The following is a 16038-nucleotide window of genomic DNA, read 5'->3' as shown; positions in this document are numbered from 1 at the left end:
ATGGGTTTTTTAAAACGCAGTCAAGCCCGCCTAACACAGTCTCTTGCATCTGAGTATTTCGAAGGTTTAAGAGGGCTACTGCCTTTGCAACTGCAGGGGGCATTTAGCCGGAAAAGTAAATTAGATTGGAAAATTAGGGGCCCCTTTTATCAGCACTTAGTTGACCAGGTGGGCAATGAGATTGCTTTAGAAAAAGCCTTAGTGCATTTTAGAGATCGTATGCTGCGCACCAAAAAGCATGCGTATGCCAGAATCATTTTGCTGATTATTCAAAAGCTACAAAATGGTAAAAAATTCTCAGAAAGCTTAGAGGGATTAGTAGGTAGCGAAGAACTCGCAATCATCAGTGCGGGTGAGCTTGGCGGTAAGTTGCCTTTTGCTCTATCGCTCATATTGGAGCAGCGTGAGCGCAGTGTTCGGTTAAAGCAGACGTTACGACAAGGACTCTCAAGCACTGTGGGGCATTTACTCATTGCTTGCGCGGTGTTGTGGTATCTGGCAAGTGCTGTGATACCAGGCTTAGAGTCTGCCGTGCCGCGAGCAAAAGCCCAAGGCTTAGTCCATTTTTTGTACGCTATAAGCGGCTTTGTGAATTCTGCCTGGATTTTCTTAATCCCTGTTTTCATTGGCTCAGCATTAGCGGCTTTGCTTTGGTCGCTGCCCCGTTGGACTGGGCCAACACGCCTCGTTGCCGAACGCCACTTTCCGTATAGCTACTACCGTGATTTGGTGGGCTACCAATGGCTAATGGTTTTCGCTACTCTTTTGGCCTCCGGAATTTCTGATGTGCAAATTTTGCAAATGCAGGCTAAAGGTGCAAGCCCATATCTTTCAGAGCGTCTTTCACTCTTATTTCATCGCTTGCGTAGTGGCGGCATGAGCTTGCCAGAAGCCTTAATTTCACCCACACGACAAGGTGGGCTATCGATGAATTTCCCATCGCCAGAAATTAATGAATCAATTATTGCTCTTTATGGATTTGCTAATTTTCCGGAGCGCATTACCAAACTTGTAACGACGTGGGCTTCTCAAATTGAGGCTCGTACATTGGCCTTGGCCAATACCACCTCCAAATTCTTTGAATATTCAATGATGTTTGGAATGGCGATATTAATTTTGGCAGTTCAAGATCTATCAAATCAAGTTGGCACCGTAGTGAAGTAGTGCGGCAGTGTAGTTATAAAAAAGCAGTTCAACCTTTTAATCAGTAGTTGGCAGTAACAACCCTTTAGGAGAATCAAAATGCGTGATCTTATTGGCGGTCTTTTTGCCGCTTTAGTAACCATCATTGGTATTGTGGCTTTAATCGCTCTTTACAACAACGTCACCAGTAGCAATAAGTCCAGTCAAGCGTTAACGGATCTAACCTCTATGGTTGGGTCAATTCAAGCGACTTATATTAGTCATCCGTCCTACACCAATCTCTCAGCGACTGTTGTTGTCAACGGCAATTTAGCACCAGCTACGATGATCTCTGGCGCAGCGCTCATTAACCCCTGGGGTGGTAATGTGACTGTGGCACCTGCAGCTAATACTAGCTTTTTTACCGTTACCGAACCTTCAGTTCCCAATGATGCCTGCGTAAAAATGGCGACCGCCATTAGCAACTTAGGCGCTCTTTCTATTAACGGTACCAGCGTGACTCTACCAGCAGACCCTAGTGTGGTTGCAGGTACCTGCACAGGCAATTCCAACTCACTCGTATTTACTTTCGGCCATTAATTTTGCTTTTATTTTCGAGAGTCAAATTCGTATGCCTAAAACCCTCTTAGACCTGGTGTTCTCAGACATTTATTTACTTGAGAATCCCAGGGACTGCCGCTACAAAGAGTCAAGCGATTCACTGCGTTTGCGTGAATTCGAGCCGCCCTTGCACGAAGAGCTCTCAAAGCTCTATCGTTATCTTGGTGAGCGGTGTGATGCTAGTGCGCCGGGGAGCATGACGGCCTTATGGCCCGCTGCCACACAAAGCGCTATGCGTCTTCGGGTGACTAATTTAGTTGGCAGTAATGACCAGACTGTTTTTTATATTCGGCGCTATCGACAGGGAGTGGCCACCTTAGCAGATTTGGGGGTTCCTAAGCCGATCATTGAGCGCCTTTTAAGCCCAACATTAACGCAGGGTTTGTGCATGCTGGGCGGCAAAGCAGGCTCTGGTAAAACGACTTTAGCCAATAGCATGATTGTGGCGCGTCTAACTACTTTGGGTGGTGTTTGCGTTACCGCAGAAAATCCCGTAGAGCTACAAATTGCTGGTCGCCATGGTGATGGTATGTGTTTTTCGCATGAGGTTGGTAGCGATCAAGAGATGGCTAATGCGGTAATCAATTTTCTGAGAACCTCTCCCAATATTATTTTCCTTGGAGAAATCAGAGATGCTTTTGTGGCCAAAGAAGCCGTGCTGGCAGCCCTGTCAGGCCATTTAGTTATCACCACGTTTCATGGCCATTCATTAGTAGGTGCCTTAGCCCGTTTTGCAGGCTTTATTGGGGATAACAATTTATTGGCCGATGCACTTTCTGCAGTGGCCTATTTGGAGCTGTGTGAGACCAAAGATCAAACAGAACTTTTTTCATTAAAGTCTGCAAGCCCCTTAAGCGATGGGCGGGGACAAGGCCAAGAACAAAATGCGCCCGCTAGCATTAGAAATAGTAAAAAACTCACTATTGATTTTTTATGGTTCTTGGGTCCTGAAGGCACCGCCTTAGCGTCGGTCGTTCGTAGCGGTAATTTTTCAATGCTTTCTTCAGAGATTTCGCGCCAGCGCAATCACATGCTGCAGAGTCGATCTTAAGGGGCGGAAATGGGATTTTTTGCACCGCTAATTTTTTCAGTCATGTTTTTAGGATTTTTGGCTATCTTTGGCCAAGAGTCCAAAGTCGCTGCAATCAACACTACTTCGGCTCAGATACAAAGTAATGGTCAATCCTTTTTGGCTTACCGCAATGCGGTGATGACTTATCAGCAGAATAATCCTAGCTTTGCCGGCGTGATACCGGTGGCGCAAATTATCGCTATTGGCGGTGCTTTTTCCAGCAGCTTTTTAGGGCAGGTCAATAACATTGTCATTGCGACCGGAGTGGGTAATGCCAGGGTGGTGATTTGTTATGCGCCTTTTACCCAAAGCGTAGCTGAGCAAGCCTCGATCGCTGCCAATAACGATGCCTCCTTTGGAATCTCCAATGGAACTACCTGGACGAGCGCAGCAGTGGGCGCTTCAACTGCTGCAATGCCGCTGGCCACACCAATTACGAGCGGAAATATTGTTTCGGTTATTGGGTTCGATTTGTAATGAAAACACTTAAGAGAATTTAAATGAGAGATCTACTAGGGTCGCTTTTGGCTGGAGTATTGACGGTGGCATTTGTCATCTTGTTTATGAATTATCAAAAACAAGGTAATTTAAATATGCAGGTTGCCGCCACAGCGCAGCAAGCCACGCAATTTAATACTGCGGTTCAATCCTACATCACGCAATACAGTAGCAATATCTCTGCGGTAGCCACGGCTTCAACACCGGCGACTATTACAGTAGCTATGCTCCAAGCGCCTGCCGTAGGATTGCTACCAAGCTCCTTTAGCGCCACAAACCCATTTGGCCAAACTTGGCAAGCGCAAGTGTTGCAGCCTACCGCCGGAAATCTTAACGCGTTAGCGCTAGGTACTGGAGGCACCCAATTAACTGATCAGGTGGCTTCACGAGTGGCTGCCCTTATCGGTGCCCCTGGAGGATTTATCCCATTAAATGATTCGGGTACATGGCCTACTGGCACCGCAACAGCACAAGGTGCGTATGCGGGCTGGAGCTTACCTACGGCAGGTTTTACTGGAATTGCTGGAGGCAATATTGCCTCGCTCCTTACTTTTAGCAACGGTCAATTCGTTAGCAATTATCTTTATCGCAATAACGTAGGCAATACCAGCCTGAATACGATGAATACGCCCATCATTATGGCGTCTACTCAAACCATTGGCGGTGCTTGCGCAACTAATGGAGCGATTGCTCAAAATGGCACTGGCTTAGCTTTAACGTGCCAAAGCAATGTTTGGACAAGCAATATAGCTTGCCCACAATACTCGGGCGATCTAAATGTTCTTGAAGGATTGGCCGGAACTAAGAGCTGCGTCAATGGCGCTGGCATGGGTAATGCACCTTCAGCTGATTGGTACTTTGTTGACACCTATCGCCACGTGAACAGTGGCAACTTTTACGCCGTACAAACCGCATACGCCATGACAGGCGCGAATGTGGGAATTCCTTATACAAGGGTTCAACAATCCGGAGCTGTGGGTGCTGGATGGGGCGCTTGGAAATCAGCATCCGCTAAGGGTCTTGGTCTAGGTGGTGAGACATGGCATGCCGTTGCCCGTTCTTTCGGAACGACTTATTGCAATGGATTTACTTATCCGATAGCTGTAGGCATAAGTGGTGGCCCGAATCCTTCACCAGGCTGGGGCGATCTTGCTTTGTACATAGATGGAGTCCTTATTGAGTACTCCGTAGGTAACTGGAACGGTGGCTCAGGTTATTTAAATGCATTTGGAATTGTTGCGCCAGGTAGTTGCTACCGCGCGACCTCTGGTCGTTTTGGGAAATATAGCTGGGCAGAGATGTATTAACAAAGCTTTATTAATTTGAGCATTATTTTTTTAACAAAAAGAAAGGAAGTATTCATGAAACACATTAATTTATTCAGAAAAGCTGCAACATATGCAGCCTTGATTGCAGCGATTGGGGCATCAAATGCAACATTTGCACAAGAGTCTGCATCCCCCTTTGGTATTTCTGCCAAAGCAGGAACCATGGGTCTTGGGGTTGATTTGACCTATGGTATTAATGAGTACTTCAAATTGCGTGGTGGCTACAGTCAGATGGACTTTAGCCGCAACTTCACCAATGACGGCTCACAATTTAATGGCAAGCTCAAGCTAGGTGGATGGGATCTATTGGTTGATGCGCATCCCTTTGCCAATGGTTTCCGAGTGAGTGCCGGAGCCTATATTCCAAGTACACAATTGAGCTTAACTGGTGCCACAACAGGCGCTGGCTCTTATACTATTAATGGCAATACCTATTCAACTTCTCAGGTGAACTCGTTCGATGGTAGCGCTAAATATAGTGGCGTTAAGCCTTACCTTGGTCTTGGTTACGATGGCTTTAATAGCGCTACTAATGGTGGTTTGTATTTCACATCAGACGTTGGCGTGATCTTTAGTGGGGCTCCAAAAGTTACGCTGTCAGCTAACTGCTCTGCAGGAACTGCACCGTCAACTTGTACACAACTGGCTACCGATATTACCGCTCAACAGCAATCAATTAACAACAGCCTCTCTAAATACAATTTATTGCCAGTGTTGCAATTGGGTGTAGGCTATCGGTTTTAATTTAAGCCAATTACTCGCTACATGAAAACACTTACTTCCGAAAAGTTTTGCCCGTCCTGCATGATGACTAAAAATATCGATCAAATGCGTTTGGTTGCTGGCGGGTATCGAAGTAAGTGGCGATGTATTTATTGCCTTTCACGATCACAAAGAGATCAAGCGACTAGAAGTACTGATGACTTAATCAGGCCGGCCACCTCTTAAGCTTACTTAAGTCCAGTTAATCGAAGCTATTTTTATTCCCTTTAATTATGAAACTTTCTAAATTTGTACCCACCTCAATATTCTGGGGGTCAGCCTTGACTCTCTCAGCTTTTTCCTTAAGAGTAGTCCGTGGCCTAGAGTTCTCTGGGATCCCTTTGCAAAGTTTAGGTTTCATCAATCTCGACTGGATTGTAAATTTAGAGCATTTCATAACAGCCATTGGCTGCTGCCTTTTTGTGGTTGGTACGCTTTCTTCTGTTTTGCTAATCAAAGGGAAGAAAGACCCAGTTAGGGCTTGTAATTACATCCTAAGAGCCATTATGTTGTTGGTGCCGTTTGCATATTTGGTTTTTAGTTTTTGTTGGGAATTCAATATTGGACTTGCCTTTTCCAAAGGCTCTACGACAAATCAATTTTTATTTGATCTACTCGGCATTCTTTTTACCTTAGCCCTATTGGCGGCGCTCCGTGTTCGCTACGAACCTTCTGGTGACTCAATACTGCCAAGGGTAGGCGTTTAAATTAAGCCCGCATGAGGATTAATTTGCTTTCATGCTACTGTGGCCTCAGGGCTCTACTGGTAAGTACTTGTTTTATCCTAGTTATCCTCATACCTGCCCATGCTCAAGCCCAATCCTCGGGTATTGAAGGCTTGGTACGTTGTTTGCAAGCAGACGCTAGGTACCGGGGCAATAACTGTAACGCTATTGTTGGCCGCTACTGGGCTATCGAGCCTCTAATCAATCAGGTCGCTAAACAGCAAGGCTTGGAACCTGCATTATTAAAAGCCTTGGTGGCGGTTGAGTCGGCCTATAACCCGAATGCCATCAGCAAAGCTGGGGCAAGAGGGCTTACTCAAGTAATTCCCAGCACCGCAATCTCTTTAGGACACCATCCTGATGCATTGTGGGATTCCAGGCAAAGCCTAGCGACAGGTGCCTACTACCTGGCGGCTCAATGGTACACGTTTAGAAGCTGGCCGCTAGCCATAGCTGCATACAATGCCGGTCCTGGAGCAGTCAAGAAATACGGAGGAATTCCGCCATATGCTGAGACGCAAGCCTATGTAAGTAATGTTCTCTATCTTTACAACCGATTTAAATTGGTTGAGAAGATTTGATGACCAAGAAGTGGGCAGCCCCCAGCCTTTCATCAGCCCTATGACCAACTAAATCCGGCATATTTGTAAGGGGCCAATTATCTAGGGGTAATCCTACTGGGCTGGCAAGTGCCTTGCAATTGGTCTAGGTACGAGGTAGATATGCCCCAGGTGCCACAGGTGCCCCATGCGCTACGGCATAATTGGGGGTCAAACGTGACGTGCAACCTTAAGTGCAAAAAATGAACAACTCAGAAACTAATCAGGCCTCCAAAGTTGGGGATCTATCTCAAAGTCTCGATGTGGTCAGCTTAAAGATGGAGCAATTGCGCCAACTTTTCCCCGAGACTTTCACCGAAGGCAAGATTGACATTAAGCGTTTGACTGCAACTCTGGGCGAGAACGTAGCCACTGGCCGAGAGAGCTATGAACTTTCGTGGGCAGGCAAAGCTGATGCTAGGGCTGAAATCCAAAAGCGCACCACGGCCACCTTGCGGCCTGATACGGCCAACAGCGTGAATTGGGATGCCACGCAAAACCTCTACATTGAAGGTGAGAACTTGGAGGTGCTGCGCACCCTTCAAAAAGCCTACTTTGGCAAGGTCAAGATGATTTACATTGATCCGCCTTACAACACGGGCAATGACAGCTTTGTGTATCCAGACGATTACAGCGAGACGCTGAAAGAATACCAAGCCCGCACAGGTCAAACCGACGAAGCAGGTTTTGTGAACAAGCAGACGCTTTGGAAAAAGAACTCCAAAGAAAACGGCCAATTCCACAGCGTTTGGTTGTCCATGATGTATCCCCGCCTATTTCTGGCCCGTAATTTGTTGCGTGATGATGGCGTGATTTTTGTCTCAATTGACGATAACGAAGCGGCTGATTTGAAGCTGTTGATGGATGAAATTTTTGGGGAAGAAAATTTTATTGGAAAGATTGTATGGAAGAAGAAAACAAACGGAAATAATATGGGTCTAATCCCTCCCGTTCATGATTTTATTTTTGCCTATGCAAAAAATGCAAAAAGCATTCCCGAGGACAATTTTGGACTTCCATTGAGTGAAGAGTTCATTTCAAAAAATTATTCAAATCCTGATGGTGACGAACGAGGGCTATGGACAACAATGGATTTATCTGCAAATCATGAGGGTCCATATTATCCGATTGTCAATCCTAAAACAAAGGAAAGTTTTCTTCCTTCCAGAGGGCGGTATTGGGTTTTTAATGAAACGGAGGCTTTAAAAAGAATTAAAGATGGTCGAATAATTTTTGGAAAAAGTGGTGATGCTCGACCCGTTCAAAAAGTTTTCCTAAATGAACGAAAATCTAAAAGATTGAAAATTGAGAGCTGGTGGGATAAGCATGGTTTAAACGAAGACGGAACGGCAGAATTGACTGAGCTTTTCGATATGGCAAAAATTTTTGTCCATTCAAAACCATCTAAAACAATAAGTTTTTTAGTCAATGCGGCAACTCAAAGCAATGACTTAATCTTTGACTTTTTCTCAGGCAGCGGCACAACCGCCCAAGCCGTTCTCGATCTTAACGAAGAAGACGGCGGTAATCGCCAGTTCATTTGCGTTCAAATGCCCGAGGTATTGGATGAATCAAGTGAGGCCTATAAAGTAGGTTATCGCACCATCGCCGACATTGGCCGTGCTCGCATTGCCAAGGTGCTTGAAAAAATTGAGTCTAAGCGCTTAGAGGGTTTGGCGCAGGGGGCTCTTACACAAGGCGATATGCAAAAGCAAGCGTTAGGATTTAACGCCTTCAAACTTGCCCCATCGAACTTTAAAGAGTGGCGCACTGATGTTGATAATGAAGCTGATTTATTGGCGCAATTGGAATACCACGTTGACAGCGCCAAGCCCGACAGCGAAGCGGGCGGCATGGTGTATGAGTTGTTGTTGAAATTGGCTTTGCCCATCACAACTCCCATTGAAAGCCACAAAGTGGGTGATGATGCGACTGCGGCCACGGCCTATATGGCAAAACCCGACAACGGCAAGCATGTGGCGATGTTCTTTGAGGCTCCCGCAAACCATGCGGGAGATGTTCTGACCTTTATTCTGAAAGCCAAGCCTGTAAAGGTGTTGTGTTTGAACAAGTGTTTTGTGGATAGCCAGGCTTTGACTAATTTCAGCCTACAACTTCAAGACGCAGACATTGCGCTTGAAGTGCTGTAAGGGGTGCCTGGATGATGGAATTTAAGTTTGACCACCACGCACCGCACCAAATGGCGGCGCTCAATGCTGTGGTGAAGGTATTTAAAGGCCAGCCACAGGCGGGCACCGCTTTTGAAAATACCCGTGGTGAAGTCGGTTCTGTAGAGTTTGGTGACAAAGGCATTGGCAACCGTTTAGTGTTGTCCAAAGAGCAGTTTTTAGCCAATATCCAAGAGGTTCAAAAAGAGAATGAATTGGAGGTGTCCACGGCACTTGTGCCAAGGGCCACCAGCGAAGCCACCAATGAAGCCAACGATGATTCCCTAGCCGTTGACCTGAATTTATCCATTGAGATGGAGACGGGCACAGGCAAGACCTACACCTATATCCGCACGATTTATGAACTTCATCGTGTCTATGGTTTTTGCAAATTTGTCATTGTGGTGCCCAGTGTCGCCATTCGTGAAGGCACGCTGAAAAACTTGGAAATCACCGCCAAGGACATGAAGGCTCAATATGGAGTCCCAGCCAATTACACGGTGTGGGACAGCAAGAACCGTAATGGCCTACGCAACTTTGCGGCTTCCAATTCGCTGCAAATTTTGGTTATCAACATCGACAGCTTTGCCAGCGACAGCAACATCATCAACACGGTGCGCGAACAGGGCGTGAAACCGATTGAATTCTTGCAAGCCACCCGCCCAATTGTGATTGTGGATGAACCGCAGAACATGGAAACGGAACTCCGCCGCCAAGCTATTCACAACCTGAACCCATTTTGCACCCTGCGATATAGTGCAACGCACAAGAACCCCTATAACTTAATTTCACGCTTAACCCCCGTGGACGCCTACAACCTGGGGCTAGTGAAACAAATTCAGGTGGATGGCGTCACAGCTGATCAAAATTACAACGCAGCTTTTGTGGCGCTGAAGGAATTCCAGCGAGCCAAGAAAACCATCAAAGTGAAGTTGAGCTTCTTTGCCAATGGTGAGGCGGGCGGCGTGCTCAAAAAAGATGCGGTATTGTCGGCGGGCGATGATTTGTTTGTGAAGTCAAACCAGCGTGAAATTTACCGCGATGGCTTCATTGTCGAAGACATCGACGCTCAAGCGGGCTTTATTAAATTCACAGGTGGCTTGGTGCTGCATGAGGGCGATTCACGGGGTGGCTTAACCGATGAGCTCCAAAAATTCCAAGTTGAGAGAACGGTCAAATGGCACTTTGAAAGGGCTAAAAAACTGCACCCCATAGGCATCAAAGTGTTGTCGCTTTTCTTCATTGATAAGGTGGCCAACTATCGCAGCGCGGATGGCGAAAAAGCCAAGTTTGAAGCGTGGTTTGAAGAGGCGTTTGAAAAGTTTAATAAGCAAAACCCAGGCTTGATACCCCACCCAGCCAATGGGGTTCACAAGGGCTATTTTTCTCAGGACAAAAAAGGCGTATTGAAGGATACCAAGGGCACCACCAAAGACGATGAGGATACCTACAACCTTATCATGAAGAACAAAGAAGAGTTGTTGAGCCTAGATAACCCTGTGCAGTTCATTTTCTCTCACAGCGCCTTGCGTGAGGGCTGGGACAACCCCAATGTGTTCCAGATTTGCACCTTGAACGAGAGCGCAAGCGATGTGAAAAAGCGTCAAGAGGTAGGCCGTGGTTTGCGTTTGCCAGTCAACAGCAAAACAGGTGAGCGCATCACGGACAAAAAAATCAACTTGCTCACGGTCATTGCCAATGAAAGCTATGAGGCTTTTACCAAAGCCCTACAAACTGAAATTGAAGAAGAAACGGGTGTGCCATTTACGGGGCGCATTGGGGATGCTAACCGCGACAAGGTGGTGGTGAAATACACCAAGCATGAGCTGACGCGAGAGAACTACCCTTTGTTGTTTGAGCTGTGGGACAAGGTAAGTTTTCACACCCGCTACGCCGTTCACTATGACGATGCCGTTTTAGTGAGTAAAGCGGCGTCATTTTTGAAAGACACCAACCATTACCCCACCATTGCTCGCTTGCAGCTTAAATCGAACACGGCGCAAATTGAAATGGATGGGGCAGGTTTAAGCCCGCTAAGTAAGGGCAGTGCTGTTAAGTCTACAGAATTGACCTCCTGCATGATGCCCGATGTGTTTAGCTTTATTCAAAGCCGCATCAAATTGTCGCGGGGATCTATCGTGGCCGTGCTCAAGGAGTGTGGCCGTGCCAATGAGTTGATGCTGAATCCGCAGCGGTTTTTAGAGCACATGGTGGCAGCGTTTGAACGCGCAAGGAATGAAATTTTGTATGAAGGCGGCGTCAAGTATGAGCGCGGGGCAGCATGGGGCTTGGGCTACACGCAACAACTTTTTACCGACGAGTTGGGAGAAGTGCTCCAAGAACAGGTGTTGCAAGTCAAAGAGGGCTATGAAGACAAAACACCCTTTAACTACTACCGAACTGACAGTAAAACCGAAGACTGTTTTGCCCGCGATTGTGAAGTGAGTGAAGAGGTCAAATTTTTCTTCAAAATACCCCGGGGATTCAAAATCCCCACGCCGATTGGCAACTACTCGCCGGACTGGGCGGTTGTGTTAGAGCGGGATAATAAGTTATATTTTGTGGCTGAGACAAAGGGCACCAGTGACCCTAGTAAGTTACGAGGAGATGAAAAATTTAAGGTACTGATGGGTAAGCAGTGTATTGATGCCCTTAAAACAGGCGTTATTTATCAATTAGCGGTGACAGCCAGTGATTTGCTTGAGTTCACCGACCCGCGTTGATTTTTTAATGTTTTTCCAAGTGAGAGATTTTGGCAGTGTCTCAGTTTGAAATTTAGCGTAGGCACATGTAAGCTGCAGTTGATTCTGCTCAGAGTCTTAGCATGGATTATGAATGCCAGAGTATCAACGCTAAAAAATTCGTAGGCGAGGGAATGCCCCAGTATTTATTCCATGATTGAAGACCTTATCAATGGCGGTGATAAATGATGCCTCATCAATCAAATTCGCTGTGTACATATTGAGCTCCGCATAGTCCAATGCAATAGAAGGAACACCAGTATCTTCATTGAGCCTTAAAAGCAGACGACTGTACTCTGAAAAATTATCACTAAACAATTCTTTTACAACTGCAATTGCTCGCCATTGCAACCCCGACACACCAAAGGCTAGATTTTTGTTGTCAACCACAATTGTCATTGGGTCTTGCATTCGCGCATACCGGATGGTACCTGCCAGCTGCTTGACGGCCTTGCGAAGACTCTTTTTTGCAGTCGCCTTTTTTCTGGAAATTGTATTATTAAGAATGTTTGCGGAATTTGGGCTATCCTTGGCTTGAATAATGATGAGGTGCTTTTTGGTGACCACAAGAATATCTGCGGCCTCCTCATTGTCAGTAACTTTCAATGGGCTTCTAATAATCTGCTCTGGTAGAAATATTCGACCAAGCAAAAGGGCGATATCATGCTCTTGCGGCGCTCCAGGATCTTCTCTTTCTAGGGAAGCTAGGATGATTGAAGGTGAGCCACGATAAAAGTGATTGGGGGCGTTAGAATTTAGCACCACGATCTCTTCCGGCATGAGCGGCTCACCAAGCCTTACAGTTATGGCACTCTCATCATCAACTGGGGTGCGCTGAGAAAACCAGCGTTGCATTTGATCATCGACTGCCCCATGATTAACGCCATCAAATCTTTCAAGCGAAATGCTATTGAGGCGCAGTGCAGTTGGTTTCGGCATCAATACTTTCGATCTATAAGCAAGCATCTCACGTGAATGCTCATCGAAGAAATGCAGATCAATTTCTGATGCCCTTAAGGTAGCCATCAAACTTTCTGTGGCCGCGTCCTCCGCAAACAGCTGCGATCTAATAATTAGAGGCTCATCTGAATCATCAAAAAATGCTGTGATCAACCCCATTGAATCAAAGCCATTAATATGAACTGGAACGACATAGATCTTTAAAAAAGAACTAAGCTTGGCAGCCAAAATAGCTTCTTTAGGCGCCTTCACCACTAATATGGGTAAAGCGGGCTTCTCTTGGACAAAGGCTAGCAATCCAATCGCAAAGCCCCGTATGCGATGAAGTAGTTCGGATTGTGTAATGGTTAACATCAACGCTCATTAAATTTGAATAAATAAGATCGCAATTTTATTCCATCCAATGATTGCGTCTGTATCTGTGGACACGGCATGGAAAGATCGAGGGATGTTTTTGAGCTGGCCCACAAAAGTTGGACACCAGGTTGATAATGTGCAATTCATCCGTTACGTGCAAAACATGGTTGGAGATCGGAATAGCTAAGAATGCAAGTTCAGGCGCATAATTAGCCGATCTTATCTGGAAAAATACTGAGTCTTGGGGATTGGATTGGATGCTATGAACATACGGTCGCCATATTGTGCAATCTGCAACACGCAGATTAGCGCAGGCAATAATTCTAAAGAGCATGTGATTACGGAGGCAATTGGCGGGCGTCTTAGGGTAAGTGGATTTATTTGCAAGAGTTGTAATAATGAGGCTGGTCGTACATGGGATGCAAAACTTGCATCCCAATTACTCCCATTAGCCCACATCTTTGGAGTTACCCGTCAGAGAGGCGTCACCCCTGGCTTGCCAATAAGCACCACCACCGGTGAGAATTTAATCATGAGGCCAGATGGTGGATTTTCACCAAATAAACCATCATTTTCGGAGGAGATTACTCCGGATGGCGTGCAAATCAAGATTGTGGCACGTGATGTTAATGAGGCGAAAAGCATGCTTAAAGGTGTGCAGCGAAAGTATCCAAATACCAACACTGATCAACTGCTGGCGAATGCTGAGTTTTCAAGTTCTTATCCAACGGGAATGGTGCATCACCAGTTAGACTTTGGTGGGGAGGTTTCAGGCAGGTCTATTGTAAAAAGCGTTCTTGCACTTGCTCACCAAGCAGGAATTGCTGCCAATCTCTGTAATGATGCCATTCAATATCTACGTGATCATACAGCACCCGCCTGCTTTGGCTACTACCAAGCGACCAATCTTGTTGCTAATAGGCCTCTAGAGACACCGCTTCATTGCGTTGCTGTTAATGCCAATCCAGTAACTGGCCTTGTATTGGGATATGCCGAATACTTTGGTATTCATCGCGTGGTGGTCTGTTTGGGAAAAGGGTATTGTGGAGAGGTTGTTAAATCCAGTTATGCAATTGACCCCAGAACAGGCAAAGAACTTTACTTGTCAGTAAACCTTGATTTCAATGAAAGTGAAATTGATGCAATTTATAGATATGAAATGATTCCAAATGGCGCGATTGAAGCTGCCTTCCATGCAGTAATGCCAGCAGCGCTAAAAAAGAAAGACGATTTCGAGAGAGAGCGAGTAATAGCCGAGGCTACGGAATACGCATTCAAAAACTGTGGTGCTAAATATGGAGAAATTCTCACAGAGAGTCAGGTTAAGAAACTCTCTAGTTTGTTGCTGGAGAAACTTACCCCATACATCATGCACATGCATAAATCAAACAAGTTACGATAAGTCAGGTTTCTAAATGGGATTGAGGTATAAGCACATAAGCCCTGGAAAGCAAGGTTCTCGGTCTTTCACCTCTTATCAGCGACATAAACGCTGACGAGGTATTTCCTTATGATTTCATGATTCACTCGACCTTATAATCGGATCAAGGAAACGTGGCCGAGCGGCTGAAGGCACCGGTCTACTAAACCGGCATATTTGAAAAAGTATCGAGGGTTCGAATCCCTCCGTTTCCGCCAAAGCAGTATCAATGCGCGGGTGTAGTTCAATGGTAGAACTTCAGCTTCCCAAGCTGATAGCGTGGGTTCGATTCCCATCACCCGCTCCAGTTGCATGTAATGCCGTTGTAGCTCAGTTGGTAGAGCAACGCACTCGTAACGCGTAGGTCGGAAGTTCAATTCTTCTCAACGGCACCATTAACAACATTAAATACTAGCGGGGCATATGACAGCGGATTCCAAGGATTTAGACGATCTTGAAAAGACTATTGATGCTAAGAAGGTAGGTGAAATTGTCGTTGATGCCTTGCAGGAAATATTGCCCCATGTCAGGGGTTCTAGTACTGCAGAAGTGATGATGGCATACGCCGTGATGATTAAATCTACCTTAATTGGTATGGAGCTTTCCGAGAGTGAGAGGAGTCAAGCCAAAGAGCTGCTCGATCGCATGTGGGATCAAGTGTTGGTTGATAGAATGATTTCTTCAACGCGAGGAAGTTCAGCCGTTCACTAATGCCTGGATTGCTATTGCTTATGTAATAGGTATTTTCCAAAGCTAAATACGGAGTTTGGTCCTGTAGGTTTCCGAATCTTATTGGATCGCTTTTCTGCCGATGCTTTGGTCGCCTTGGATTTTGATGCTTTTTCTAGCCTGAGATGAAGGCGCGTAAGGCTGGGCTCAATAGGAATAGCGGTCCTGGCCAAGAGGTGGCTCAGCGTAATTTGCGCCATTTGCTTTTGCATATGCGCATCTAAATTGACCCATAATTGAGCGCTAGGGTCACCCTCCAAGGAAGGGGATTCACCAGTGGCATCAACGATATCTTTGACAGAAATCGCTCCTAGTTCTTTAGCCAAGGAGTACCCACCACCAGGGCCGCGATGACTGCGAATCAGTCCAGCAGCCTTTAGACTAGAAAAAATGAGCTCAAGGTAAGAGTGAGAGACGGCTAGTCTCTTGCTAACAATGGGCAGCGAGATGGCATACCCTTTTTCCGTATGAGCGGCGATCTCCAGCAGAGCATCTGTTGCTATCTTACATTTGGTGGTAATTCTCATAGAGCAACTATACCGCAAGCGCTCAATCCGGCAACCCCTGCAATTGGGGTAGATCAAGTACCCGTCAGGCGTCTTTGATTCATAAATCTGTACCCTATACCGATATATGATATAAAATAATGTGATGATTCAATCGTTCAAATGCGCCCAGACAGAAGCCCTTTTTACCACCGGGAAAACCAAGCAATTTAGCGCGATTAAATCAGTGGCTGAGCGTAAGTTGCAGCAACTCGATAGTGCTGCAACTTTAGAATTTTTAAGATCGCCTCCCGGTAATTGTTTAGAGAGTTTGAGAGGCAATAGAGCCAATCAATACAGTATTCGCATTAATGTGCAATGGCGGATTTGTTTTACATGGACCAACTTAGGCCCAGCTAATGTAGAAATAGTGGATTATCACTAAGGAGAA

15 protein-coding genes and 3 tRNA genes are annotated in these 16038 nt (G+C 46.0%); 16 read left to right on the top strand and 2 right to left on the bottom strand.

The features are described 5' to 3' along the window. From ICN12_RS07955 to ICN12_RS07910, 10 genes are all read left to right on the top strand, one after another. A complete protein-coding gene (locus ICN12_RS07955) occupies window positions 1–1164 on the top strand; it encodes a type II secretion system F family protein (RefSeq protein ID WP_216271973.1) in 1164 nt (387 codons plus the stop codon). Window positions 1165–1242: 78 nt separating this feature from the next. After that, window positions 1243–1722 carry a type 4 pilus major pilin gene (locus ICN12_RS07950; protein WP_216271972.1) on the top strand — a complete coding sequence of 160 codons (480 nt, stop codon included), beginning with the start codon at window positions 1243–1245 and terminating at the stop codon, window positions 1720–1722. Window positions 1723–1753: 31 nt separating this feature from the next. Then, window positions 1754–2794 carry an ATPase, T2SS/T4P/T4SS family gene (locus tag ICN12_RS07945; RefSeq protein WP_216271971.1) on the top strand — a complete coding sequence of 347 codons (1041 nt, stop codon included), beginning with the start codon at window positions 1754–1756 and terminating at the stop codon, window positions 2792–2794. 9 nt (window positions 2795–2803) lie between these two features. Then, window positions 2804–3292 (top strand): type IV pilus biogenesis protein PilM, encoded by a 489-nt coding sequence (pilM, locus tag ICN12_RS07940; protein WP_216271970.1) that lies wholly within the window; start codon window positions 2804–2806, stop codon window positions 3290–3292. Between the two features lie 23 nt (window positions 3293–3315). Beyond that, window positions 3316–4620: a shufflon system plasmid conjugative transfer pilus tip adhesin PilV gene (gene pilV / locus ICN12_RS07935; protein ID WP_216271969.1), complete on the top strand. Its 1305-nt coding sequence runs from the start codon at window positions 3316–3318 to the stop codon at window positions 4618–4620. Between the two features lie 54 nt (window positions 4621–4674). Then, window positions 4675–5385 (top strand): hypothetical protein, encoded by a 711-nt coding sequence (locus tag ICN12_RS07930; protein WP_216271968.1) that lies wholly within the window; start codon window positions 4675–4677, stop codon window positions 5383–5385. Window positions 5386–5684: 299 nt separating this feature from the next. Continuing rightward, window positions 5685–6110, top strand: coding sequence for a hypothetical protein (locus ICN12_RS07925; RefSeq protein WP_216271967.1), 426 nt, complete (start codon window positions 5685–5687; stop codon window positions 6108–6110). A gap of 11 nt (window positions 6111–6121) precedes the next feature. Then, window positions 6122–6709, top strand: coding sequence for a lytic transglycosylase domain-containing protein (locus tag ICN12_RS07920; RefSeq protein WP_216271966.1), 588 nt, complete (start codon window positions 6122–6124; stop codon window positions 6707–6709). Window positions 6710–7005: 296 nt separating this feature from the next. Beyond that, a complete protein-coding gene (locus ICN12_RS07915) occupies window positions 7006–8877 on the top strand; it encodes a site-specific DNA-methyltransferase (RefSeq protein ID WP_216271965.1) in 1872 nt (623 codons plus the stop codon). A gap of 11 nt (window positions 8878–8888) precedes the next feature. Next, on the top strand, window positions 8889–11618 hold the full coding sequence (locus tag ICN12_RS07910) for a restriction endonuclease (RefSeq protein WP_216271964.1): 2730 nt from the start codon (window positions 8889–8891) through the stop codon (window positions 11616–11618). 129 nt (window positions 11619–11747) lie between these two features. Here the strand turns inward: ICN12_RS07910 and ICN12_RS07905 are convergent, their stop codons facing one another. Beyond that, window positions 11748–12824, bottom strand: a complete 1077-nt coding sequence (locus tag ICN12_RS07905) for a hypothetical protein (RefSeq protein ID WP_216271963.1) — start codon at window positions 12822–12824, stop codon at window positions 11748–11750. 391 nt (window positions 12825–13215) lie between these two features. On the opposite strand from ICN12_RS07905, the gene ICN12_RS07900 reads away from it, so the two are divergent. From ICN12_RS07900 to ICN12_RS07880, 5 genes are all read left to right on the top strand, one after another. Next, entirely contained in the window at window positions 13216–14355 is a 1140-nt protein-coding gene (locus ICN12_RS07900) for an HNH endonuclease (RefSeq protein ID WP_216271962.1), read from the top strand. A 146-nt stretch (window positions 14356–14501) separates the two neighbouring features. Continuing rightward, window positions 14502–14591: transfer RNA gene (locus ICN12_RS07895), tRNA-Ser, on the top strand. Between the two features lie 15 nt (window positions 14592–14606). Beyond that, window positions 14607–14680 (top strand) — tRNA-Gly (locus ICN12_RS07890). Between the two features lie 12 nt (window positions 14681–14692). Beyond that, window positions 14693–14768 (top strand) — tRNA-Thr (locus tag ICN12_RS07885). Window positions 14769–14796: 28 nt separating this feature from the next. Further along, on the top strand, window positions 14797–15084 hold the full coding sequence (locus ICN12_RS07880; RefSeq protein ID WP_216271961.1) for a hypothetical protein: 288 nt from the start codon (window positions 14797–14799) through the stop codon (window positions 15082–15084). A gap of 11 nt (window positions 15085–15095) precedes the next feature. Here ICN12_RS07880 and ICN12_RS07875 read toward each other — a convergent pair whose 3' ends face one another. Next, window positions 15096–15629, bottom strand: coding sequence for an RrF2 family transcriptional regulator (locus tag ICN12_RS07875; RefSeq protein ID WP_216271960.1), 534 nt, complete (start codon window positions 15627–15629; stop codon window positions 15096–15098). A 124-nt stretch (window positions 15630–15753) separates the two neighbouring features. On the opposite strand from ICN12_RS07875, the gene ICN12_RS07870 reads away from it, so the two are divergent. After that, window positions 15754–16032, top strand: a complete 279-nt coding sequence (locus ICN12_RS07870) for a type II toxin-antitoxin system RelE/ParE family toxin (RefSeq protein WP_216271959.1) — start codon at window positions 15754–15756, stop codon at window positions 16030–16032. The last annotated feature ends 6 nt before the right edge of the window (window positions 16033–16038 follow it).

This window comes from Polynucleobacter sp. AM-25C3 (genome assembly GCF_018882335.1).
GTDB lineage: Bacteria > Pseudomonadota > Gammaproteobacteria > Burkholderiales > Burkholderiaceae > Polynucleobacter.
The sequence above is the reverse complement of the archived record's forward strand: the minus strand, read 5'-3'. Positions and strand labels throughout refer to the sequence as shown.